Source organism: Salinivibrio sp. KP-1 (assembly GCF_000968645.1).
Classification (GTDB): domain Bacteria; phylum Pseudomonadota; class Gammaproteobacteria; order Enterobacterales; family Vibrionaceae; genus Salinivibrio; species Salinivibrio siamensis.
Window position 1 is genome coordinate 626,670 of record NZ_LAQR01000048.1, and the last position, 21,441, is coordinate 648,110.

A 21,441-nucleotide genomic window follows, 5' to 3' on the forward strand; every position below is an offset into this window, starting at 1 on the left:
AGAGATAAAGGCTTATGAAGAAGAACATCATCATTATCGTCGCGCTCTTGCTCTCTCCACTGGCGCACGCCGACCAATTAAAACACGCGGACAAGTTAAAAGTGGTGACCAGCTTTACCATCCTCGCTGATATGGCCGCTAACGTAGCGGGTGAGCATGCCGAGGTGGTGTCCCTTACTAAACCCGGTGCTGAGATCCACAACTACCAGCCCACCCCGGGGGATATTCTGCGTGCGCAAGGTGCGGATGTGGTGATGTGGAACGGATTAGGCTTAGAGCGCTGGTTCGAACGTTTTTTCCAGCACATTGATAAAGTGCCGAATGTGATCTTATCGGACGGAGTGGAGCCGATTGTGATTGCCTCGGGCCCGTATCGTGGCAAGCCCAACCCACACGCGTGGATGTCGCCCTCAGATGCAATGCGATACGTTGATAATATCGAGCAAGCCCTGATTAAGTACGATCCCGCCAATCAAACGCACTACCAAACCAATGCCAAAGCCTACAAGGCACAAATTCAAGCCGTGTTCGCGCGTGCGCAAGATGCCTTATCCGCCGTCCCTGAAGCACAGCGTTGGCTAGTAAGTAGCGAAGGCGCTTTCTCTTATCTGGCGCGTGATTTAAACCTCAACGAAGCCTATTTATGGCCGATTAACGCCGAGCGTCAGGGCACACCGCAACAAGTGCGCGCACTGATTGATACCGTGCGAGAACACCAAGTGCGTGCTGTTTTCTCCGAAAGTACTGTGTCCGATGCGCCCGCTAAACAAGTCGCCGCGGAAACCGACGCGCACTATGGCGGCATTTTATATGTCGATTCGCTCAGTCAAGCTGACGGACTCGTGCCTGACTATCTATCCTTACTGACAGTGACCACAGAAACCGTTTTAGCGGGGTTGCGCCATGACGCACTATGATTTAACCGACGGCACGCCCAGTGTGTTAGATGTCAACGAGGTACGTGTTGTCTATCGAAACGGCTTGTGTGCCCTTGAGCACGCCAGCTTCTCGCTGCCAGCGCAAACCATTACCGCCTTGGTGGGTGCTAATGGCAGCGGCAAATCCACCTTATTTAAAGCGATCATGGGGTTTGTGAATCCCGGCAGTGGCAGCATTGCGGTCAACGGCACCCCCATTAAGCAAGCGCAAAAAGCAGGCTTGGTCGCTTATGTCCCTCAATCCGAAGAGATCGACTGGTCGTTCCCGGTGTTAGTGGAAGATGTAGTGATGATGGGTCGCTACGGCAAGATGTCATTCATGCGTCGCCCCAAAGCGGCGGATCATCAAGCGGTGGATGAGGCCTTATCCCGGGTAGATATGAGTGCATTTCGCCAGCGCCAAATTGGCGAACTGTCCGGCGGACAGAAAAAGCGTGTTTTTCTTGCCCGCGCTCTGGCTCAGCACAGCCCGCTGATTTTACTGGATGAGCCCTTTACTGGCGTAGATGTTACCAGTGAAGAGTCAATTATGCGTTTGCTGCTCGAGCTCAAAGACGAAGGCAAAACCATTTTGATTGCCACCCATAACCTCGGTACCGTACCCGACTTCTGCGATCGCACCGTGTTGGTCAATCGCGCGGTGGTGGCAGGCGGACGCACCGAACATGTGTTTACTACCGAGAACCTCAGTGCCATTTTTGGCGGCAAACTGCGCCAGTATGTGATGCCCAGCGATCAGCTCCACCAAGACGCCGATCCGCGCGAGCTATCGGTGATTTCCGACGACGAGCGGCCCTTGGTGGTGTATGGCAAGCGCGAACAAAGCGCGCAGGAGCGGCGCGAATGAGCTTACTTGATCCCCTCGCCTATCAATACATGCAAAAAGCATTGCTGGTCACCACCTTGATTGGCGGCGTGTGCGGCTTACTCTCCGCCTTTTTGATGCTTAAAGGCTGGTCGCTGATGGGCGATGCCCTTTCCCATGCGATTGTACCGGGCGTTGCCGGCGCTTATATGCTAGGCCTGCCCTTTTCGCTCGGTGCCTTTGTTGCCGGCGGCATGGCCGCGAGCGTGATGCTGTTTTTGCATCAACGCAGTCACATCAAACAAGATGCGATCATCGGTTTGATTTTTTCGAGCTTTTTCGCCTTCGGCCTCTTTTTAGTCTCCATTTCGCCCGTCGCGGTCGATATTCAACAAATTATGCTGGGCAACTTGCTCGCCATTGCCCCACTCGATGCGGTGCAAATGCTGATCATTGCCTTGGTGAGCCTCACCGTACTGGCAATGAAATGGCACGACTTTATGCTGACCTTTTTCGATGAAAGCCACGCCCGCTGCATTGGCTTACCCGTGGTGGGGCTTAAAGTGCTGTTTTTTGCGCTGCTCAGCGCTTGCACCATGGCGGCACTTAAAAGTGTCGGTGCCTTTTTGGTGATTTGCTTGGTGATCGCCCCCGGCGCCACCGCCTATCTATTGAGTGATCGCTTCGGGCCCGTGTTGGTGCTAAGCGGTGTCATCGGCACACTCACCTCACTATTTGGGGTGTATATCAGCTATTTCGCCAACCTTAACGCCGGCGCACTGATTGTGCTGGCCCAAGTGGGACTCTTCTTAGCCGCCTTTGTGTTTGGCCCTAAACACGGTTTACTCGCGCGGCGCGCCAAACGTCAGGAGGCACTGCAATGAATCCGTATCAACTGACTTTTATGCAAGATGCACTGCTGATGGCTGTCTTAGTGGCTCTGCCCTGCGCGCTGCTTTCTTGCTATTTAGTATTAAAAGGCTGGTCGTTAATTGGCGATGCGGTAGCTCACGCGGTGCTGCCAGGGTTGGTGTTGGCAAATTTATTTGGCCTGCCGCTGATCGTTGGCGCCTTTGCCGCCGGCTCCGCATGCGCCACCAGTGTGCATTGGCTCAAACAAAATAGCCGTGTGAAAGAAGACACCTTGCTGGGGATTGTGTTTTCTGGCTTTTTCGCGCTGGGGCTGATTTTGCAAGGCCAGTTCCCGTCTGATTTGCACCTTGACCATATTCTGTTTGGTAACCTGTTGGGAATTAACCACCAACAGCTGCTCACCGCCGCCATCACCGGCTTGGTCGTGCTTGCGCTGGTGCTGCTTAAAGGGCGAGATTTAATGCTGCTATCGTTCGACCCCGCGCAAGCCAGCGTGCTCGGGCTCCCAGTACAAAAGCTTCACTGGCTCTTACTCTCGGTGATGATTGCCACCATTGTTGCGGGGTTACATGCAGTAGGGATCATCTTAGTGGTGGCGATGTTGATTGCACCGGGCGTCACCGCCTTTATGCTCAGCAAACAATTTAGCCGCATGTTATGGATTGCCTGTGCAATTGCTTTAGTCACCGCCGTGGGCGGCGTCACTCTGTCGTTTTACCTCGACAGCGCGCCAGGCCCGACCATTGTATTGCTCCTCACCGGCTGCTTTGTGGTGACCTTCGCATGGCAGCAATATCAAATCCACCGCAACCAACAGCACCCACAGCCGACGCAGCAAGCAACAAAAGCAACACGCCCATCCACCACCCATTCGGCGCAATCACACTGATCGGCACCGACGGACACAACCGCATCCCAACCTCAGCAGTGCGCGAGATAGAGCTCGCGCACATTGCTCGTCGCATAGGTTTTATCGCCCATGGCCGTCACCTTGCCTTCACGCACGCCAAATACCATAATTAGGTATATATTGGTATCAACGAGTTCTAACCATGGCAAAGAATACAAGTATTACCCTAGGTGAACACTTCGATGGCTTTATCGCTAGCCAAATCGAAACAGGGCGTTACAGCTCGACAAGTGAAGTCGTTCGCGCCGCACTGCGTTTACTCGAAAACCAAGAGACTAAACTGCATACACTACGTCAACTTCTCGTAGAGGGCGAACAGAGTGGCGATGCGGAGTATGACATCGATAGCTTTATCCACGAAATCGATGCCGAAGACACACAATGAAGCCATTTACGCTGACTATCGCCGCCAAAACGGACTTAAGGAATATCGCGTTGTTTACCCAGCGTCGTTGGGGAAAGGGACAGCGCAATCTATATGTAAAACAGTTCGATGACACCTTTTGGTTATTGGCTGAAAACCCAGACATGGGGAAACCATGTGATGACATCCGATCAGGATATCGTAAATTTCCTCTTGGCAGCCATATTGTTTTTTACCAACCCAAGGGTAATCATCACATTAAAGTCGTTCGAATCTTGCATAAAAGCATGGATGTGAATCCAGCACTGGGTGTTTAGTCCACCGTAGTCACTTATACGGTCTCTGTCGACGGACACAGCAACACCCCATCCTCAGCAGTGCGCGAGACAGAGCCTCGTTCTAATCGCGCACCGCCCCACCAACCCGACTCGCCCCTTGTGTTCTAGCCAACTTATTGTACTCACCTCACAAAACATGGTTTATCTAACACTTTGGACAATAGCGCACGAAAACCAAAACAGCGCTTGATAGACTAATCCCAAATCTGCCCACTCTATGGCGTGTTAGATGCCGACAACTAACTGGCGGTAGCGTGGCAAAATACAGGGTGGTTAACCTGTTTATCGGCCAGATAAACGCAAAAGCGTGCGCGTTTATCCATGACAGATGCACACTATCTCTGAATGGATGAAAAAAAGAGTTTATTAGTCATGTGTTTACAGATTCACGCTTGGGGATAGTGTGAATTCCTGAGTAGAGATAGGCGGCATGCACACTTTCGCGGAAGAGCAATATCCATTAGAGGTGAGAAATTCTATTGGTAACAGCCAGTTAGGTAGAAAAGAGTGCGGATAACGGTTTTGGGAAATCGTGCATGCGCACTAATACAATGTTATATTTTACGGGGGTAATATGCCAATCAAGCAGTTTGATAAGTGGATTGATAGCATCGTTTCTAAATACGAAATTGAAGCTCAATGCTGCAGTAAGTTTTCAGGTGTTTTCTCAGGCTACTACTCTCCAGAATACTTAGCTAAATGCAAGTTTGTTGTAACGGACGTAATCCCGAAGCCTGACATTCCCGAACTACGCCATATTGGTTTAGGTGACTTTCTTGATATGGATTGTGGGGCAATCACCTACAAACACATGTACTTTATGAAACCCCAGCATCAAGAAAACTTAGAAATTCATATTCACGAACTCATGCACACAATTCAATGGGAGCAGCTAGGTGGAGAAGGCTTTTTGAAGCGGTACGTTCAAGAAATCAATGAACACGGCTATGACAATGCGCCATTAGAGAACATGGCATACGATCTAGGTCGCAGTTTCAAATCAGGTGGCGCTGTAGTTGATGTAGCTAACTTAGTGCGTGAAAAAATATAACAAATTGCTTAACAAAGACTCCTAACGCTTGGCGACTTAAGTCCCAATTTCAACTCTGTGTTTATGGCACAATATTTAAGTTAAGTGGCATCGCGTTGTCGCTTGTTAGCAAGGCGTTATACAAGAGGGGAGTAATGCCTCGATTATCACCCAAATTGGAAACTTTAAGAGCGCTTTTTGCCCGCTCAGGCAACCAGTGCGCGTTTCCAGGCTGTACTCACGCTCTGGTAAATGGTGACAACCTTTTTATCGCACAGGTTTGTCATATCGAAGCGGCTAGCAGCGGCGGAGAGCGATTCAATCCTGACAGCGACGATGAGTACCGTCGAAGCTATGAGAACCTGATTCTGCTGTGTTACCCCCATCATATCGAAACAGATGATGTTGACCTATATCCGGTGGAAAAACTCAAAGAAATGAAGCTGAATCATGAGCAACTATTTGAGAAGTCCAGCTTTAAAATCGATGAAGCTGTCCTTTATAAGCTCAAAGATCAAATGGATGAGTATTGGGAAAAAATCGAGCGCGCCAACAAGCTGGAACATGTTTTCCAGGATTCTGGTTTGGCGATGGAGGTCAACGGCAAGGCTAGCTTTTTTGAAGTAATGCAAAGCGCGCATGATGCGATTGCGGGCATCGAGCATTTGCTTGAGTCATTCCATAAAAGCGACGAAAGTTTGCTTGAGGATTTGCGGGCTATACTCGAAAAGTGCGGTTTGGATGCCACTGCAATTGACGCGATTCCCTACTACGAAAATCCTTTTTTCAATCGAAATTGGGAATATCACAACCTAGGATCGGCAAATTGGCTGCAGCGCATAAGCATTGATCTAGTGCATCTCGAAGTGAAGTACCTAGAGGAGTACTTGATCACCAATAGCGATGACCTTAAAGCCAAGAAGAGGCTGGAGGAGCTGATGCCCGTTCTAGAGGAGTATGCAAGCAATGCGATGCATGTCGATTGATCTGTATAACAATTTGCTGCACGCGGATAAATTACTTGCTGCGCTCCTAATTTACCGGTGAGCAAAGCGTTAAGCTACTAATAAGAGTCATCAAGTAAATGTTAGAAATTATACAAAAATTAAATTTAGGTGAATGGACGACATTTGTCGTTATTGTCTTTATTTTGTGGAAACTTATTGTTAAGTCTTTAGTTGATGGCTGGTTTAAAAATCGATTAGATCTTCAAAAACAAGAAGTCGGTAATGCATTGCAAATTCAGAAATAACTTGTATTAAAACAAGCTGAGTTTGAAAAGATAAAAATGGAACGTGCATTGCCTCTTTTTGAAGAAATTAATGCAGCCGTCTCTGAGCATAAAATGGTCTTTAACACATATATACATTATGTCGTTAATAAATGTGGAAGTGCTGATAAATTAGAGAAAGAACGGTTAAAATGTGATGAAAGAATAATCAAGGCAAATTCATCCTTAACTATCTATTTGCCCGATGAGTTTCGAAAAGTTATTGATCGATTAAGGAAAGTGGTTAGTTGTTCTATTAAAGAACCAGAGATCACCTCAAGAGTACTGAGAAACTTTGGTGCAGGGACAAGAGTGCCGCCCAAAGCTGTAGATTTATATGAAGATCTGATTAATTGCTTTTATTCTATGAGTGCTAAATATCTAGGTATATCCAATCAGGATAAATCATATAATGACTTACTTGCGGAGAATAGCCTAGATAGTAATGCTCTAACAACACGTTGTGACGAAGAAAGCATCCTTGCTTATAAATTTTTGCTGTTACATGAATACTTTGGTTCCAATGAAAAAGTGGAAGCTCAATATGACGTTGAACAATTGTATAAAAATGCAGAGCAAGCGTAGCTTAACAAGGCTACATGGATTCCCCCGTTCGTCAAGCATCCGCGAAGCGTATTGAGTTTGGTTTGGACTGCTGCTCTACATTCGGCCTTTTACTGACTCACGTCATGGCCCTGATGACATTGCGCGGTTGCAGTGCCTAATTCGTTAGAAGGCATCAAGGTGTCCGCCGCATTAACAGGCTCTCTGCAAATGGTCTTCACCGATATTTATGAGCTCATCAACTATACGCAGAAGCGTACGCGTTTATCCGTGATAGATGCACACTCCCCCAGCCATAACGGATGATTTAAAGCGTCGATTAGGCATATAGCTTGCGTGGGGATAGTGTTAATGCTGAAAAAGAGATAAGCGGCGTGAACACATTCGCGGACAATCAGCATTTATTATGAGTAATAAATAGAATTTTAAACAGCCAGTTAGGCAGAGAATCGCGCATATAAGGACTTTGGAAAACCGGATATGTGCACTAATTTAATATTACGTTCTAGGAGGATAAATTGAGTAAGTTGGAAATAGTTGATCCTGAGACTGGTGTGACTAAAGAGATTCCAGTTTCTGAGTTTATTATGCAAAGTTATAAAGAAGCGCTTATTCAAGGTCGTGAAAGAGAGATTAACGTTACATCCATTATTCGCGAGATTCACTTAAAAAGTAGATTGAAGAAGACGGCATTTGTGAAGTTACGAGTTGATGGAAAAGAGGCTGGCATTGAAATACCAGCTTTAGCTCTTTCAACTTTGTCTATGTACTCTCAGGATGAAATTAATGATTTAGTTACAGATTCATTTTTGTCTAGTGACTTCGAAAAAGCCTACAGTAGTGCTATACCAGATGATTTACAACCATCAACTTCAAAACAACGAACTCTAGCGTTAAGAATTTCTGAGTTACTAGGTATCGATTTAGGTTATGAGATTCTTGCTTCTAAAAGGAAACTGGGTGCTTTTATCAGTGATAGTCAAAAAGAGCTTGAACGTTATGAGCGGGATATCGAAGGTGTAGATTTTATATCAGAAAGGCTTGAAGATGCTCTAATAAAATACTTTTCAAATGATAACTGTTGGCGTGAGTTATTCAATAGTGCCTATGAGCTTTATTTACAAGTCCCGCAACGAGCTCGTGAAGTTATTCACAAAAATGTACGTGATGGTATTTCTGATAGCTACTGGAATGAAGCTCGCGATGTACCTGAGGGTAATGTTGTTTCAGAAATTATATCTGAAATATCATTTAAACTGGCAGAGATGGGGACACATGCAGAGAAGTTTGAGAACCTCCACACAGACCAACAGTAGTCGCACTTAATAAGTGTCGCGAGGCCTACATTTTATTTGAATGTTGCACAATTCCATTTTTCAGCACTAGCTTAGCTAAGGGGGACGGTTATTTCTCCATCACCTCTGTCGACTGACACAACTGCATCCAAGCCTCGGCGGTGCGTGAAACATAGCGCTCGCCGTGCCAGACTAACCCCAGTTGCCATTCAATCGCTGGGCTTATTGGTTTCACCAGTAATAACTCACTGTCTTCCAAGCTGGCGCTAAGGCGCTGGCATAAGGGCGCAGGTAAGAACGCCACCCCTGCACCACTTTTCACCAAGGCGGCTAAAAAGTCCCACTGACTGCTACGCGCGGCAATGGTGGGCTGATAACCATGCTCTTCACAACGGGCAATAATCCGATCGCTTAAGGTAAATTCAGCGCTATACAGATAAAACGGCTCGTCTTTGACTGCCTGCCATGTCAGGCTTTTTTGCGCACGCCACGCGGCTTGGTTAGGCAACACTGCATAAATGGGGTGAGTTTGTAGGGGTAAACTTTGCAAGCACTCGGGCTGGGTGTCGGTGAGCATGGTGATTGCCACATCAATCTCACCATTGATCAGCGCTTGTTCGGTGCGCCGCCCACCGTATTCGACAATACTGAGCGCCACGTTCGGATATCGCTGACGGTACTCACGTAACACATTGGCATACAGCGGCCCTATCATCGGTGGCATCCCCAACCTAAGCTGGCCGCGCGCCAGTTGGTTGAGATCGTCGAGCTCGGTATTTAGCTGCTCGAACTCAGCAATAATGCTCTGCGCACGCTGATACACCACCTCACCAGCATCGGTTAACCAAAACCGCCTTCCCTCTCGGTGCAACAACGGCTGACCCACATCTTGCTCAAGATTACGCACCATTTTACTGATCGTCGGTTGCGTCACATGCAACGACGCCGATGCGGCAGTAAAGCTCTGCTGTTCCACTAAGGCAACAAAATAGCGCAACGCACGAATATCCATAAACGGCCCTTAAAAGCTGTCTGTTAACCATGCCATTTTGGCATAATTTGGGTAAAGCCTATGCGTTTACTCATCACAACCTTGAGCGGTGCATGCTAAACGACGTTGAGTCACCTTCGATTAGATTAAAAACGAAGCTGGGCGAGCTCAGAGAAGACCAACTACGCACATTTTTGGGACATTCACTCAAGAAAGTGATTAACATCAGGCCAATAGCGAAATTCATGGCATCATAGCAAATATGAAAAAGTTAAAGGCTATTAGCCTCATTGTGCTTGGCGGGTTAGTAACATACTTCGCCATTAATGGCTTTACGCCCCAGGTCACATTGGATAAAAAAGTCCTAGATGTGCCTGTTTCTGAGTCGGTATCTGTAGTGGGGTATCGCAATAATGTTGGCGGCGCCACCATTCCCTTTCGCTATCACTTTTACGTTCGTGCAAACGAGTCACCATTAACCACACCATTTTTAATCTCGGGCACACCAGACGTGGATATTACCGCCAGAGACAGTCACTCGTTGATGATAAAAATGACTGGTGAGATCTTTCAGTTTACCAATGTTGTCTGGGTGAAGGATAAGCAAACCTTAGAACCTATCCACATCCAGATTGACGCGCAAAGCAAGGCAGAATAGAAATTATTCTATTCATCAAAATGCACATATCATTCTGAAAAGCTTATGGAATCAAGCATCGTTAGCTACTCTTTGCGCGGCGGTATAGCTCTGCTTTTCCACCAAGGCAATAAAATAGCGCAACGCACGAATATCCATAAACGGCCCTTAAAAGCTAATCGTTAACCATGCCATTTTGGCATAGTTGATGGCGAAAAAAGCAGAGGAACTGGCACTTGTTACCATGCGTCACTAGGTTACACTTTCGGTAGCATGAAGCAGTCTCTCATTAAGTCTCGCTCACCGCGTTTGATACCTGCTCCTTTTGCCAAGCGCTCCCATTTAGACACGGCCTGGGCGACTTGACGATAAATTTTGTCAGCTGTTTTCACATCAAGTTGAAAGTACTCCGCCACCTCAAACGCTAGGTCAATATCTAAAGCATTATCTTTGTCGTCAATATTTAAGTGCAGACCGTGGGCATGTTGTGTTGAATTGATGTCGTAGGCGGGTGACAGTCGCCAACCTGTCATGTCAAAAATAAAGCCATGATTACGTAGGTGATCGTCACTATTGGCAACCATGATATTAAACAGCATACGTCTCCAAAGCTGTGCCAAGTCCGCCCGCGTATTAGAACCATTCTGGATAAGAAATTCCGCTAACTCTAAGTAGCTCGCTCCATCATCATTGCCATCGAAATATTCAAGCTGTGTCATTGCTGACGTAAATTGCAGTCTCCTGCCGTCATCGGTACGATCAAATCGCTTAGTCAGGAAAATATGGTGGTCTGAACCAATGGCCTGCACTTTACATTCAGCCATATTGATCCCAGAGTCCAAGGCCATTTGGTACACCAAGTATTCCCACAGGCCAATATCATAATCGTCATACCGACTTGGAAACTTTGCCAGCCATAAAGTACCATCGACATCTCTTACAGAAGCTTTCGGCCTAGCTCCGCCCAACGATGACCCTGGTGAGATAAGCATATTCAACCATTTGAGGTAGTCAGGATTGTCAAAGTCGGGTTTGTCCTCGATGCCTTGCGCTGCACATTCTAGCTCCGCGAGTGAAGTCATAGCTGGAGCCGCCAGATCGTCATTGTCGTCAAGAAAATTGCCACCATGCTCGGTGCAAAACCTTAAAGCGCCCATTCTAAAAGAGTCATGAACACCGAGGAGATAGTCGGTTTCGTACAATGTGTTCGCTCTACGTCCCTCAATGCGGGCTATAACAGCCTCTCGACGTTGCATCAGCAAGCGCCCCCATCGATCAGGGCAAGAATCCAAGAATATCTTGAAGTTTTTGTCGTCTTCAGCGTGCTGCTCGCCACTATATAGATGGAGGCAAGGGTCGATTTGAGAAGCATACTTAGATTTAAGCCAGGTCTTGTCATAGCAAAAGCTGAAATGCTCTTTACCACGGATTCGCGATGCTCTCAGTGTCCCAATAAACAAGGGCGGCTCAGTTTCAATCCAATCGGCGTAGACAAAGATTTCCATTCGTTTGATGCCCTATCGTCTCGTTTTCAACAACTCGATATCTTGCAGTTTCCTACCAAGTTCATCATCGAGCGCGACTTTACCTAGATCGTCTAACAAACCGAGTACGGCGAGCACATTAACATAATGGCCTAACGACACTGTCGGATCGCCTTTTGTGATTTTTCGTAGCGTTGGTTTCGAAATCCCTGTGCGCTGATGCATTCTATCTTGACTGATCCCTCGACGTTTCATCGCCAATAAGATGTTTTCACCCAATTGATGCAATATTTTCATCTGCCGCGGGAACACAGTGGCACCGCGTTTGGGTGGCGCTTCCTTATCATACTTCATCATAATGAAACTAAAACTCGATAAAAACTCAATATGTAAAAATATAGTTTCACATTAAAAAGAAATCAAAGACAATCTGCTAAGACTCGATTTGTCAAAGACAACATGACGGACTGCCCATAAAAATGAAACTATAAATTATCTTTAAGGATATATATGAAAACATAGTTTCACTTTTAGTGCCAGGCATGTATGACGAAAAACTGATTCCTCACGGGACTAGGTCGTCGCTAACGCAGCTTTATCGCTCAACAAATCATGCCATTTTTGCATAGTTTAAATAAAAAAAAGTCACTTTATTCACTCTCTGCCAAGACGTAAACTATGAGCCATCTCACAGATTCTTGGCACGCCTTCGATGCAATTGATTAAAAACGCCTTACTTACCTTACTGCAAGTCTTTGTCTTAGCAGGCATTTGGTTCTTGTCTGATTGGTTGGTCACAACCTTTGCTATTCCACTACCGGCCAACCTCACCGGTATGTTGCTGTTGTTAGGCGCATTAATGTTGAAAATTGTCCGTGCCGATTGGTTACGTCGCGGGGCAGCGTGGCTGTTAGCCGAGATGTTGCTGTTTTTTGTGCCGGCGGTGGTGGCGGTGGTCAACTACCAAGATTTATTGCTGCAAGAAGGCGGTAAGATCATGGTTGTACTGATTTTAAGTACCGCGATGGTGATTGCGTCAACCGCTTGGGTGGTCGATAAAGTGTATCGTTTTGAGGTTAAAATGGCGCGCCGCCGCAGTAATCATCATCACACGCATCATCCTGATCTAAAACCGGAGTGCTAAGCCATGATGTCTTTACCTGCTTGGCTTCACGCCTCGTTATTAAGCGTTACCTGCTTTTTAATGACCCTTGGCTTTTATTACATGAGCAAATGGCTGTATCGCCGTCACCCCTCCATTCTGGTAATGCCATTGTTGCTCGCGCCCTTGCTGATTGTCGCGATGGTGGTTGGGTTTAATATCCCGTATCAAGACTACATGGCGCAATCGTACTGGCTGCTGTGGCTGCTGGGCCCGGCGACTGTAGCGTTTGCGATCCCCGTGTATGATAACCGCGCGCTCATCCGCCGCCATTGGTTGTCACTATCGATAGGCGTCACAGTGTCTGTGCTGGTCGCCATTACCAGTACTGTGGTGCTAGCGCGGGTGTTTGAGCTATCTGAACTGCTGCAACGCAGTTTGGCGATGCGCTCAATCACCACCCCTTTTGCTGTAGAAGCCACCAAAGCGATTGGCGGGCAAAGCGATCTCACCGCCCTGTTTGTGGTTCTCACTGGGGTGATTGGCATGGCGATTGGTGAAAGTATTTTGACCGTGATTGCGATTCGCTCACGCTTAGGCCGCGGCGCAAGCTTGGGGGCGTCAGCACACGGAGCAGGCACCGCTAAAGCTTATCAGATAGGCCATGCCGAAGGGGTGGTGTCGAGTGTAGTAATGATGATTGCGGGCATGGTCACTGTGTTGCTTGCGCCTATATTGGGTCAGCTGCTTTGGTAGGTGATCGCTAAGAGCTTTTCTGCGCTACGTTATCTGTAACAACAGAAAAGTGGGAGAGGATGAAAGTTTCTGCTTAGCGCGCAGGTCTTTATCCTCACCAACCCCAATAACGAGGCGATCATGAAACAGCACAAATCAATGTGGCGAGTTATCGCGTTCACAGCGTTCAGTTTGCTATCGATAGCAAGTTATGCGGCGGTGAAAGACACTGCCACCACGTCGCAAGGCTACCAAAAGGCGACCCTTGCCGGCGGCTGCTTTTGGTGTACGGAAGCTGATCTTGAAAAACTCGACGGCGTGATTGATGTGGTATCTGGCTACTCAGGCGGTGAGCTTGAAAATCCCACCTATAAAGAGGTTTCGTCCGGCACCAGTGGCCACATTGAGGTGATTGATGTCACCTATGATCCAAAAGTCGTGGATTACGAACAGGTGCTCGATCAGTTTTTCCGTCATATCGACCCCACCGATGACCAAGGCTCGTTCGTTGACCGTGGCCCGCAATATCGTCCCGCGATCTTTTATCGCTCTGAAACACAAAAACAAATTGCCGCGGATTTTATGGCGGAAATTGAAGCGTTAGGCGTGTTCAAAAAGCCGCTGAAAACCGAGCTGATCCCGTTCGAGAAATTCTGGCCAGCAGAAAGCTATCATCAGGATTACTACAAAAACCACAGCATTCGCTATAGCTACTACCGCTATGCATCAGGGCGCGACCAATATCTGGACGAGATTTTTGGTGACGATCGCAAAGACAATCCGGTCACCTTGCGAGAAATGATTGATGCGCAACAAGCGGAAGAGATGACAGCAACGAACACCCGATACTCGCGCCCCTCGGATGAAAAAATTCGCGCGATGTTGTCAGACATTGAGTACGAAGTCACGCAAGAAGACGGTACCGAACCCGCGTTCCGCAACCCGTATTGGGACAACAAGCAAGCTGGGATTTATGTAGATATTGTTTCGGGTGAGCCGCTGTTTTCCTCCACCCATAAATACAAATCCGGTACCGGCTGGCCGAGCTTCACACAGCCCATCAATGAGCAGTATGTGGTTACCAAGCCGGATAACTCCCTGTTCTACACGCGCACCGAGGTCCGTAGCAAGGTTGCCGATTCGCACCTTGGCCATGTGTTTGAAGATGGCCCCGCACCCACCGGCTTGCGCTATTGCATGAACTCAGCCGCGATGCGCTTTGTGCCGGTCGATAAAATGGCCGAGGCGGGTTATGAGGATTATCTTTATCTGTTTGAATAACGCAACCAGTGCGTGATTGGCTTGTAAACCTGCGGTAGAGTAAAGCTCTACCGCTTTTTTACGCGAGGCATTGGATGCACACGATATTGATCACTGGATTTGAACCCTTCGGCGGCGAGAGTGACAACCCGTCTTGGCAAGTGGCAAAAGCATTAGAAGGCTGGCAGCCTAATGAGGAGTGCATCGTCAAAGCCGTGCGCCTGCCCTGCACTTTTGAAGACAGCTTATCGACGTTACACAGCGCGTTGGAATCGCTCAGTCCGGTGATGGTGATTGCTCTTGGCCAAGCCGGTGGTCGCGCTGAGATAAGCTTGGAGAAAGTAGCGATCAATTATCAAGATGCGCCTATTCCCGACAACGCCGGTAAGCAGCCACATGGCACGCCAGTGGTGTCATCTGGGCCCAATGCCTATTTCTCTACCTTGCCGCTCAACCGTTTAGTGAACGCGTTAAACGAAGCGCATCACCCTGCCAGTATTTCTTACACCGCAGGCACCTTTGTGTGTAACCACGTGTTTTATGGCTTGATGCATGCGCTCGCTCATCATACTGAAGTACGCGCCGGCTTTATTCATATTCCCTACAGCCCAGCACAAGCGTGTAAGCACCGCGCCCCGAGCATGCCAGTGGGTGATGTGGTGGCGGCGATGAAGATAGCCATTGAGTTGAGTTTATTGGATGACGATGTCACCACCGTGTGTGAAGGTATGTTGCACTAACGCAAGATAGATGGCGCTCGGACGATAGCGCCTCGAGGACGGAGCACAGTTGCGATTACCGTGCTCCTAACCCAGTCGCTTAAAACAGCCATTCAGTGACAAGATCGTTGTCGGTTAGCACGCTATCGAGAAAGGCAAACAAGTGCGCATTCATCGGTGCCGTATCAAAGGCGCGAATGGAGGCAGGGTCTTGAATAAAGCGCTTGTTAGCGGCCTCGCCCTCTGGATAGGCGGCGTGCAGTAAGCCTTCAACCGCCAGCGGCGTCAATTCAAGGTGGCATTGAAAACCATACACCCTCGGTCCGTACTTCACGATCTGTCGCGGACAGCCTTCGCTACTGGCCAGTACACGACTATTTGGTGTCAGCCCCGGCATATCATTGTGCCAATGGCCCACAATTTCTTGCGGCGCGAAGTGCGGAATGTGCTCATCGATATGGCCATCTTCGCTTAACTGGATGGGGAAGTAGCCAATCTCGGGCTCAGGACTTTTCTGATACGGTGCGCCCAAGGCTTCACCAATCAGTTGCGCGCCGAGGCAAATCCCTAATACCGCACTGCCTTGCTCGATACACTGCTTAATCAGCGCTTGCTCGCGCTGGCTATCAAAGTGCGGGCATTCAGATTGTGGCGTATCTGGACTTTGCGGCCCGCCGAGGACCACCAGCAGATCAATGCCTTCACCACTTTCTGGCAACGGCTCGCCCCGATACAAATGACTGGTGGTCACATGATAGGCACGCTCGTCACACCAATCTAAAATGGCACCTGGGCCTTCAAACGCCTCGTGAATAACAAGATGGACGCGCATTCCTCACTCCTTGGGATTTGTTTTACGCACGATTGCGGCTAAGCATACTATATTGAGCGTCGGCCTCAAGCCTTGCCAACCTCGAGTGGCGGGCGCGCCACAAACGCTTGAGTCAGCAACTGAAACAGCTGCTCGGTTGCCGGCAGTTCATCTAGGTGCTCGGCTAATGGAGTATGCACCTCGGCCTCAATGCGATCGACGTGACCACAAAGCTGATTACACAGCGATACAGGGGCAACAATATGTTGGCAATCCGCATCAATCAGCAAACACGCTTGCGCCAGCATCACCGTTTGTTTGGCATCGCCTGCTCCCGCGCCTAAACGCAGGATACGCTGGGCAGTTCCCACCACTTTTTTGCCGGCAATATTGAGGTTGTAGTCACCATCACAATACGAACCGGGCGTGTCGCCCACCGTCGTTGCAATGCCTAACTGATGGAAAAAAGACTGTAAAATGGTGCAAAAATACTGGTAAGCCGTCTGGATATGATACGGCGTGTTAGCCGGCCACACCGTCAGATAAGACACGTTAATCACCCCTGGCAGTTGCGGCACCGGCGCCCCGCCTGTTTGGCGGTTATGTATTTGCCAACCTAACGCTGATAACGCGCGGTGTAATGCAGGGGTTTGTGGCCATTTTTGGCCCGCCGGCAGTACCAAGGTTTGCGCATCTGGCTGCCAAAGCAGTAATGCCTCGTTGAGTTCGCCCTGCTCTATCCGGCGGATCAGCGCCTGCTCTTTCTCAAATGCAGACGCCACCGACAGCGAGGGATAACGCAAAATCGTTTTTTGAGTCGCCATCGTGCACTCGCTATCGTTATATTCCTATTATTCGGCTATTAACCGAACAAACGCTGCCAAATGCTTGGGTTGCGTTTGTCGTGGTACTCTTCACGCAAGGCATCGATTTGGCGCATCCCTTGTTTTGCTTGGTCGAGATCGCCTTCGCTCAGTGCCGTATCAATCTTATCCAAGGTCACCGCCAATTTATCGAACCCTTCCATAAAGATATCCGCTTTTTCCGGTGGGTAGCTACCTGCTTTGGCTTTCGCGACCAGGATTTCTAGTTTCGCAACCGGCGCTTGCATGGCTTCGATACTTTGTGCACTCGCCGCCTCTTTAAAGGTCATTTTCATTTCTTTCATGATCGGCTTGAGCTCAGAGGCCGAGACGTTCAACGACAGCAGTACCGCCACCGCACCCGTGAGTATGACTTTCTTCATTTTTGCTCCATCTGATTGTTTTTTAGTAATAATATTGTGCCGTCATCTTACCCATTTCTCACGGTCTTGCCCAGCGAAGAAGCGTAAACCAATGTAAAGCACTTACACATTCCATATCCTGATGGTATGATAGTTGTAAATGATAATGATTTTAAGTTAGATAATATGAAACAGCCAAACTATCACCTCACTCACGTTATCGATACCCAAACCGTCACACCTAATATGCAACGCTTGACCTTACAAAGCGACGCCTTCGCGGACTTCCCAGCGGAGTGTGAAGGCGGCTATATCAAGCTGCTGTTTGATAAAGCGGGAAGCACAGATCTGAGCGGATTAGCAGAAGGCGAGCGCCCTGTGATGCGCACTTATACCATTCGCCGCTTTATGCCTAGCCAGCAGCAAATTGAAGTAGATATGGTTCGCCATCAAATCGAGCAAGCCGACTGTGGCTTTGCCGCGCGCTGGGCACTGAATGCCCAAGTGGGTGATACCATTAACATTGCCGGCCCTGGGACGATTGCGCCGATTAATCAAGATGCGGATTGGTTCTTTATGGTTGCCGATATGACCGCGTTGCCCGCGCTATCAGCCAAGATCAAAACCTTGCCTCGCGATGCCAAAGGCTATGCGGTGGTTCAGCTCGATGCCGAGGAAGATGCCCAACCACTCGACGCTCCCGCTGGCATGGAGATTATTTGGCTAACCACACCGACATTGGCCGAAACGGTAAAAGCACAGCCTTGGTTAGCAGGGCAAGTGTCCGTGTGGTGTGCCTGTGAATTTGAAAGTATGCGCGCACTGCGCCAATATTTCCGCAATGACCATGACGTCGAGCGTGAGTTTATCTACATCAGCAGCTATTGGAAAAATGGCGTGACCGAAGAAGGCCACAAAGTGATCAAGCGCGAAGATGCGGAGAGACAATGTTAAATCGAGACCCTCACTTTTAAAACTAAGGTCTTGTAAAAGAATGGTAAAACACGCTACTTGTTCATTTTAGGCGTACTATCGTCATTTTTATCTTGATATAAAAATGCTTTAGGTGGCTTACCAACCAAAGACGTTACCATATAAGAAAACGCACTATGAGTCGCATAGCCCAGCTCTTGGGCTATGATACCCGTTGGCACTCTCATCGCCGCCATATCGATAGCCTTCGACAAAAGAGCTTGATGTTTCCACTGCCTAAACGTCATTTGTAATTCCTGTCTAAATAACCTCGCAACCGTGCTCTCACTTGCGCCTACCTGACCCGCGAGGGCAGACAGTGTTGTCGTTTGTAATGGTGACTGAATAAATAAGTCGCATAAATGTCGCAACCGTTTATCTTCCGGCATAGGTAGGCCAAGAGCGACTTTTTTAGCTTGCCTCACTTCTGAGCTTATGAGTGTGCACATTGCACTGTATGTCTGCTCTCCGATCTTTTCGGTCGTCTGAGTTGCAATACGCCTGACTAATTCACTGAGCAAAGTACTGACCTGAAAACAGCGACAGACTCCCCACTCTTTACGCCATGTTTCGCCGTGAAAGTAACAATTAGTTTGGAACATATAGACCGAGAATATTTCTGCCTTTTCAAGTAGTGAGGAGTCATGGGCAACACCAGGGGGGATCCAGACTGCATGTTGCGGCGGCACCAAGTACGCAACCTGCGGGGTTTTGACCTGCACGACGCCAGTATCAGAGAACACCATTTGTCCCCAGGGATGGTGATGGAGCTCGACGTCCGCCCGCTCAACGACCTGTTTGGCGATAGCCCGGATCGGCGTTTGTTCGTTCAAACCCAGATGCGTCATGGGCTCCATGGACGGATCATGGCGGATTGACTGATTCTCGATACTTTTTGCCATATATACGAAATTCACCCAGTTCCATTCCTAGTATAAATAGTAACTCGAGAATATAGACATGGCGAGTCATCGAGTTCCGATCATGCAAGCAAAATACACTTTTCTATTATAAACAATTACATGAGTGAGAAATGAGTCAGTTATCTATTTCAACTTCAGCGAACAAGGCGTGCCCATTGCCACCTGTATGTTCATTTCCGGGTGAGAACATATTGAAAGCGTCCTTTGATGTTACCGGTCAAACGTCACACTGCAATGTCATTATTGACCAGCGCGATCATGCGCTGGTAGGGATCAGCCCGTTTAATTCCCGTTTCTCAAAAGCCTATGTCACCGCTTTGGTGACATGGGCGGCAGCGCATTTTGAGCATATCGATTTGTTGCTGCCTTGTGTTGAGGAAGCGTCTCGTCTGTTGAAAGCAACGGGCATGGAAGAAAAGAAAGCCATCAAGAAAACGGATCGGGAGCTGCGACGTCATAAAAACCATCTGGCGGCAGTACTATCGGGCCCAAGTTTTGAGGGAAGGGGTATTCAAGTGATCCAGTTTAATCATTATGCGGATCACCCTCGTTATCAGAAAATCAGATCTTCCGTTGAGAATGCGTTTGAGTCATGTTCGCGGTTCCGGAAAGACTGCCTGAATATGTCCTACCAGGCTGTAAAAGGGCGACTCAAAGGAACCGGGCAATGCCAAAAAGATGTTGATCCTGAATTGATACAAAAAGCACTGCCGTATATTTTCGCGGAGCTACCATTTTTCCTGGACACCCCTTCCTTGCTCGACGTGAATCTGTCGACACTGCTTTACCATCGCCCGTGGCCTATCGGCAAAGGGCTATATCACGGCCACTACCCCATTCAGGTGACAAAAAATCAAAGCTACGGGATCGTTACTCTCACGTCAGCATCAGAACAGCGAGTATAAGACCAAGAAGGACCTCTTACAATGTCAAAGCTAGCCTCGTTAAGTATCCATGATTCAAACTTTTTCACCAATCCATACCCCTTTTATGAAGCGCTGCATCAACAGGATTTAATCTATGTGGATGAAGCCAATCAGAGTTACTTTGTGGGGAAATACGATGATGTTGATGCGATTCTGAAATCTTCGGTATTTACCACCAAACCGTTGATGGTCAGGGCGGAGCCGGTGATGGGAGATCGTGTCCTCGCGCAGATGGAAGGTGAAGAGCATGCAGCCAAGCGCAAACTGGTCATGCGCGGTCTGGCAAAGGATTATTTCGTCAATCAGTACGAACCCATGATTCAACAGATCACCCATGACTTACTGGCCCCCTTTCTCTCCCGTGGAAAAATCGACTTGGTGAATGACTTCGGCCGGGATTATGCCGTCTTGGTGACGCTGGGTATTTTGGGACTGCCGACGGAGAACTATCGGGATATTGCCGACTGGCACAAAGGGGTTGCCGAATTTATTACCCACTTTGATCAGACTGAGCAACAGAAAACACATAGCCTAGATTGTAGCAAGCAATTGATTTCATTGATCACCCCCTTGGTGGAAAGTCGTCGTCAACGGCCGCAGAATGATTTCATTTCTATGCTATGCGGTAATGCCGAGCCTGCATTAAATATGTCGACTCCTGAAATCACAGCGTTGTGTCTGAATATCCTGTTAGCAGCGACCGAGCCGGCGGACAAAACCCTGGCAATGATGATCAAGCATCTGTTGTCCGAGCCCGGCGCTTTGGATGAGGTCGTGAACGATCGCCGTTTGATCCGTGATGCGCTAGAGGAAACGTTGCGGCTGACGTCGCCGGTGCAGTTAATTCCACGGGAGGTAAGTGAAGATGTTTGTATCTCAGGGATCCCGATCCCGAAAGGTGCTTATGTCTATTGCATGATTGGCGCTGCAAATCGGGATCCAAATGTTTTTCCGCAGCCGGCGCAGTTTAATCTAGAGCGCCGTAAGAATACGGTACAAGGCGATGCCGGCAAGAAGAAAAGGCACCTCGCATTTGGCGGTGGGATGCATATGTGTCTCGGCGCGGCCTTCTCTTTACTCCAGCTGGAAGTCACGGCGAATATCATTTTCGATTCTCTCCGGGATATGCGAATGGAGCGCCCGGAAACCTATCTGGAAACGGGACTCTATACCCGCGGCCCGGAGAGTCTGGTGTTATCTTTCACGCCTTCGTCACAAGTGAATCATCAGGGCGATACAGCACAACGGCTGATGGCAATGGAGGCATAG

General features: G+C 48.4%; 26 protein-coding genes. 19 read left to right on the forward strand and 7 right to left on the reverse strand.

Annotated features, from left to right (window positions below; genetic code table 11):
- The first annotated feature begins 14 nt into the window (after positions 1–14).
- The 11 genes from WN56_RS16150 to WN56_RS16195 all read left to right on the forward strand — a co-directional run bounded on the left by WN56_RS16150 (position 15) and on the right by WN56_RS16195 (position 8,408).
- Positions 15–917 (forward strand): metal ABC transporter substrate-binding protein, encoded by a 903-nt coding sequence (locus WN56_RS16150; protein WP_046075933.1) that lies wholly within the window; start codon positions 15–17, stop codon positions 915–917.
- The gene (locus WN56_RS16155; RefSeq protein ID WP_046075934.1) at positions 904–1,785 is read left to right on the forward strand and encodes an ATP-binding cassette domain-containing protein; all 882 of its coding nucleotides are present in this window, start codon (positions 904–906) and stop codon (positions 1,783–1,785) included. Before WN56_RS16150 ends, WN56_RS16155 begins: the two co-directional genes overlap by 14 nt.
- Positions 1,782–2,627, forward strand: a complete 846-nt coding sequence (locus tag WN56_RS16160; protein WP_046075935.1) for a metal ABC transporter permease — start codon at positions 1,782–1,784, stop codon at positions 2,625–2,627. Before WN56_RS16155 ends, WN56_RS16160 begins: the two co-directional genes overlap by 4 nt.
- On the forward strand, positions 2,624–3,505 hold the full coding sequence (locus tag WN56_RS16165; RefSeq protein WP_046075936.1) for a metal ABC transporter permease: 882 nt from the start codon (positions 2,624–2,626) through the stop codon (positions 3,503–3,505). The genes WN56_RS16160 and WN56_RS16165 overlap by 4 nt, the downstream gene beginning before the upstream one ends.
- Before the next feature lie 163 nt (positions 3,506–3,668).
- Positions 3,669–3,911: a type II toxin-antitoxin system ParD family antitoxin gene (locus WN56_RS16170; RefSeq protein WP_046075937.1), complete on the forward strand. Its 243-nt coding sequence runs from the start codon at positions 3,669–3,671 to the stop codon at positions 3,909–3,911.
- Positions 3,908–4,207: a type II toxin-antitoxin system RelE/ParE family toxin gene (locus tag WN56_RS16175; RefSeq protein ID WP_046075938.1), complete on the forward strand. Its 300-nt coding sequence runs from the start codon at positions 3,908–3,910 to the stop codon at positions 4,205–4,207. The genes WN56_RS16170 and WN56_RS16175 overlap by 4 nt, the downstream gene beginning before the upstream one ends.
- Positions 4,208–4,802: 595 nt before the next feature.
- Positions 4,803–5,279, forward strand: a complete 477-nt coding sequence (locus WN56_RS16180) for a hypothetical protein (protein ID WP_046075939.1) — start codon at positions 4,803–4,805, stop codon at positions 5,277–5,279.
- 134 nt (positions 5,280–5,413) lie between these two features.
- Entirely contained in the window at positions 5,414–6,244 is an 831-nt protein-coding gene (locus WN56_RS16185; protein ID WP_046075940.1) for an HNH endonuclease, read from the forward strand.
- Between the two features lie 98 nt (positions 6,245–6,342).
- The gene (locus WN56_RS16930; RefSeq protein ID WP_156146703.1) at positions 6,343–6,510 is read left to right on the forward strand and encodes a hypothetical protein; all 168 of its coding nucleotides are present in this window, start codon (positions 6,343–6,345) and stop codon (positions 6,508–6,510) included.
- 36 nt (positions 6,511–6,546) lie between these two features.
- Complete coding sequence (locus tag WN56_RS16190) at positions 6,547–7,113, forward strand: hypothetical protein (protein ID WP_046075941.1); 567 nt, start codon at positions 6,547–6,549, stop codon at positions 7,111–7,113.
- Positions 7,114–7,610: 497 nt separating this feature from the next.
- A complete protein-coding gene (locus WN56_RS16195) occupies positions 7,611–8,408 on the forward strand; it encodes a hypothetical protein (protein WP_046075942.1) in 798 nt (265 codons plus the stop codon).
- An 88-nt stretch (positions 8,409–8,496) separates the two neighbouring features.
- Here the strand turns inward: WN56_RS16195 and WN56_RS16200 are convergent, their stop codons facing one another.
- The gene (locus WN56_RS16200) at positions 8,497–9,399 is read right to left on the reverse strand and encodes a LysR family transcriptional regulator (RefSeq protein WP_046075943.1); all 903 of its coding nucleotides are present in this window, start codon (positions 9,397–9,399) and stop codon (positions 8,497–8,499) included.
- Positions 9,400–9,640: 241 nt separating this feature from the next.
- Here WN56_RS16200 and WN56_RS16205 point away from each other — a divergent pair, with 241 nt between their 5' ends.
- Entirely contained in the window at positions 9,641–10,036 is a 396-nt protein-coding gene (locus WN56_RS16205) for a hypothetical protein (RefSeq protein WP_046075944.1), read from the forward strand.
- Positions 10,037–10,272: 236 nt separating this feature from the next.
- Here WN56_RS16205 and WN56_RS16210 read toward each other — a convergent pair whose 3' ends face one another.
- Together WN56_RS16210 and WN56_RS16215 are read right to left on the reverse strand one after the other, a co-directional pair.
- Positions 10,273–11,520, reverse strand: coding sequence for a type II toxin-antitoxin system HipA family toxin (locus WN56_RS16210; RefSeq protein ID WP_046075945.1), 1,248 nt, complete (start codon positions 11,518–11,520; stop codon positions 10,273–10,275).
- 12 nt (positions 11,521–11,532) lie between these two features.
- A complete protein-coding gene (locus tag WN56_RS16215) occupies positions 11,533–11,796 on the reverse strand; it encodes a helix-turn-helix domain-containing protein (RefSeq protein WP_051503382.1) in 264 nt (87 codons plus the stop codon).
- Positions 11,797–12,211: 415 nt separating this feature from the next.
- Between WN56_RS16215 and WN56_RS16220 the strand changes: the two genes are divergently transcribed.
- The 4 genes from WN56_RS16220 (at position 12,212) to pcp (ending at position 15,336) form a co-directional block, all read left to right on the forward strand.
- Positions 12,212–12,643: a CidA/LrgA family protein gene (locus WN56_RS16220; protein ID WP_046075946.1), complete on the forward strand. Its 432-nt coding sequence runs from the start codon at positions 12,212–12,214 to the stop codon at positions 12,641–12,643.
- 6 nt (positions 12,644–12,649) lie between these two features.
- Positions 12,650–13,357, forward strand: a complete 708-nt coding sequence (locus WN56_RS16225; RefSeq protein ID WP_046076098.1) for an LrgB family protein — start codon at positions 12,650–12,652, stop codon at positions 13,355–13,357.
- A 120-nt stretch (positions 13,358–13,477) separates the two neighbouring features.
- The gene (gene msrB / locus WN56_RS16230) at positions 13,478–14,617 is read left to right on the forward strand and encodes a peptide-methionine (R)-S-oxide reductase MsrB (RefSeq protein ID WP_082084486.1); all 1,140 of its coding nucleotides are present in this window, start codon (positions 13,478–13,480) and stop codon (positions 14,615–14,617) included.
- A 74-nt stretch (positions 14,618–14,691) separates the two neighbouring features.
- Positions 14,692–15,336 (forward strand): pyroglutamyl-peptidase I, encoded by a 645-nt coding sequence (gene pcp / locus WN56_RS16235; protein WP_046075947.1) that lies wholly within the window; start codon positions 14,692–14,694, stop codon positions 15,334–15,336.
- 79 nt (positions 15,337–15,415) lie between these two features.
- On the opposite strand, the gene WN56_RS16240 is transcribed toward pcp, so the two are convergent.
- The 3 genes from WN56_RS16240 to WN56_RS16250 form a co-directional block, all read right to left on the reverse strand.
- Positions 15,416–16,147: a gamma-glutamyl-gamma-aminobutyrate hydrolase family protein gene (locus WN56_RS16240; RefSeq protein WP_046075948.1), complete on the reverse strand. Its 732-nt coding sequence runs from the start codon at positions 16,145–16,147 to the stop codon at positions 15,416–15,418.
- Positions 16,148–16,212: 65 nt separating this feature from the next.
- The gene (locus WN56_RS16245; RefSeq protein ID WP_046075949.1) at positions 16,213–16,950 is read right to left on the reverse strand and encodes a lipoate--protein ligase; all 738 of its coding nucleotides are present in this window, start codon (positions 16,948–16,950) and stop codon (positions 16,213–16,215) included.
- A 38-nt stretch (positions 16,951–16,988) separates the two neighbouring features.
- Complete coding sequence (locus WN56_RS16250) at positions 16,989–17,372, reverse strand: cytochrome b562 (RefSeq protein WP_046075950.1); 384 nt, start codon at positions 17,370–17,372, stop codon at positions 16,989–16,991.
- A gap of 165 nt (positions 17,373–17,537) precedes the next feature.
- Here WN56_RS16250 and WN56_RS16255 point away from each other — a divergent pair, with 165 nt between their 5' ends.
- Entirely contained in the window at positions 17,538–18,305 is a 768-nt protein-coding gene (locus tag WN56_RS16255; protein ID WP_046075951.1) for a siderophore-interacting protein, read from the forward strand.
- 53 nt (positions 18,306–18,358) lie between these two features.
- On the opposite strand, the gene WN56_RS16260 is transcribed toward WN56_RS16255, so the two are convergent.
- On the reverse strand, positions 18,359–19,225 hold the full coding sequence (locus WN56_RS16260) for a helix-turn-helix domain-containing protein (protein ID WP_046075952.1): 867 nt from the start codon (positions 19,223–19,225) through the stop codon (positions 18,359–18,361).
- Positions 19,226–19,356: 131 nt separating this feature from the next.
- On the opposite strand from WN56_RS16260, the gene WN56_RS16265 reads away from it, so the two are divergent.
- Together WN56_RS16265 and WN56_RS16270 are read left to right on the forward strand one after the other, a co-directional pair.
- Entirely contained in the window at positions 19,357–20,151 is a 795-nt protein-coding gene (locus WN56_RS16265) for a tRNA-dependent cyclodipeptide synthase (protein WP_082084487.1), read from the forward strand.
- Between the two features lie 21 nt (positions 20,152–20,172).
- Positions 20,173–21,441, forward strand: a complete 1,269-nt coding sequence (locus WN56_RS16270; protein ID WP_046075953.1) for a cytochrome P450, cyclodipeptide synthase-associated — start codon at positions 20,173–20,175, stop codon at positions 21,439–21,441.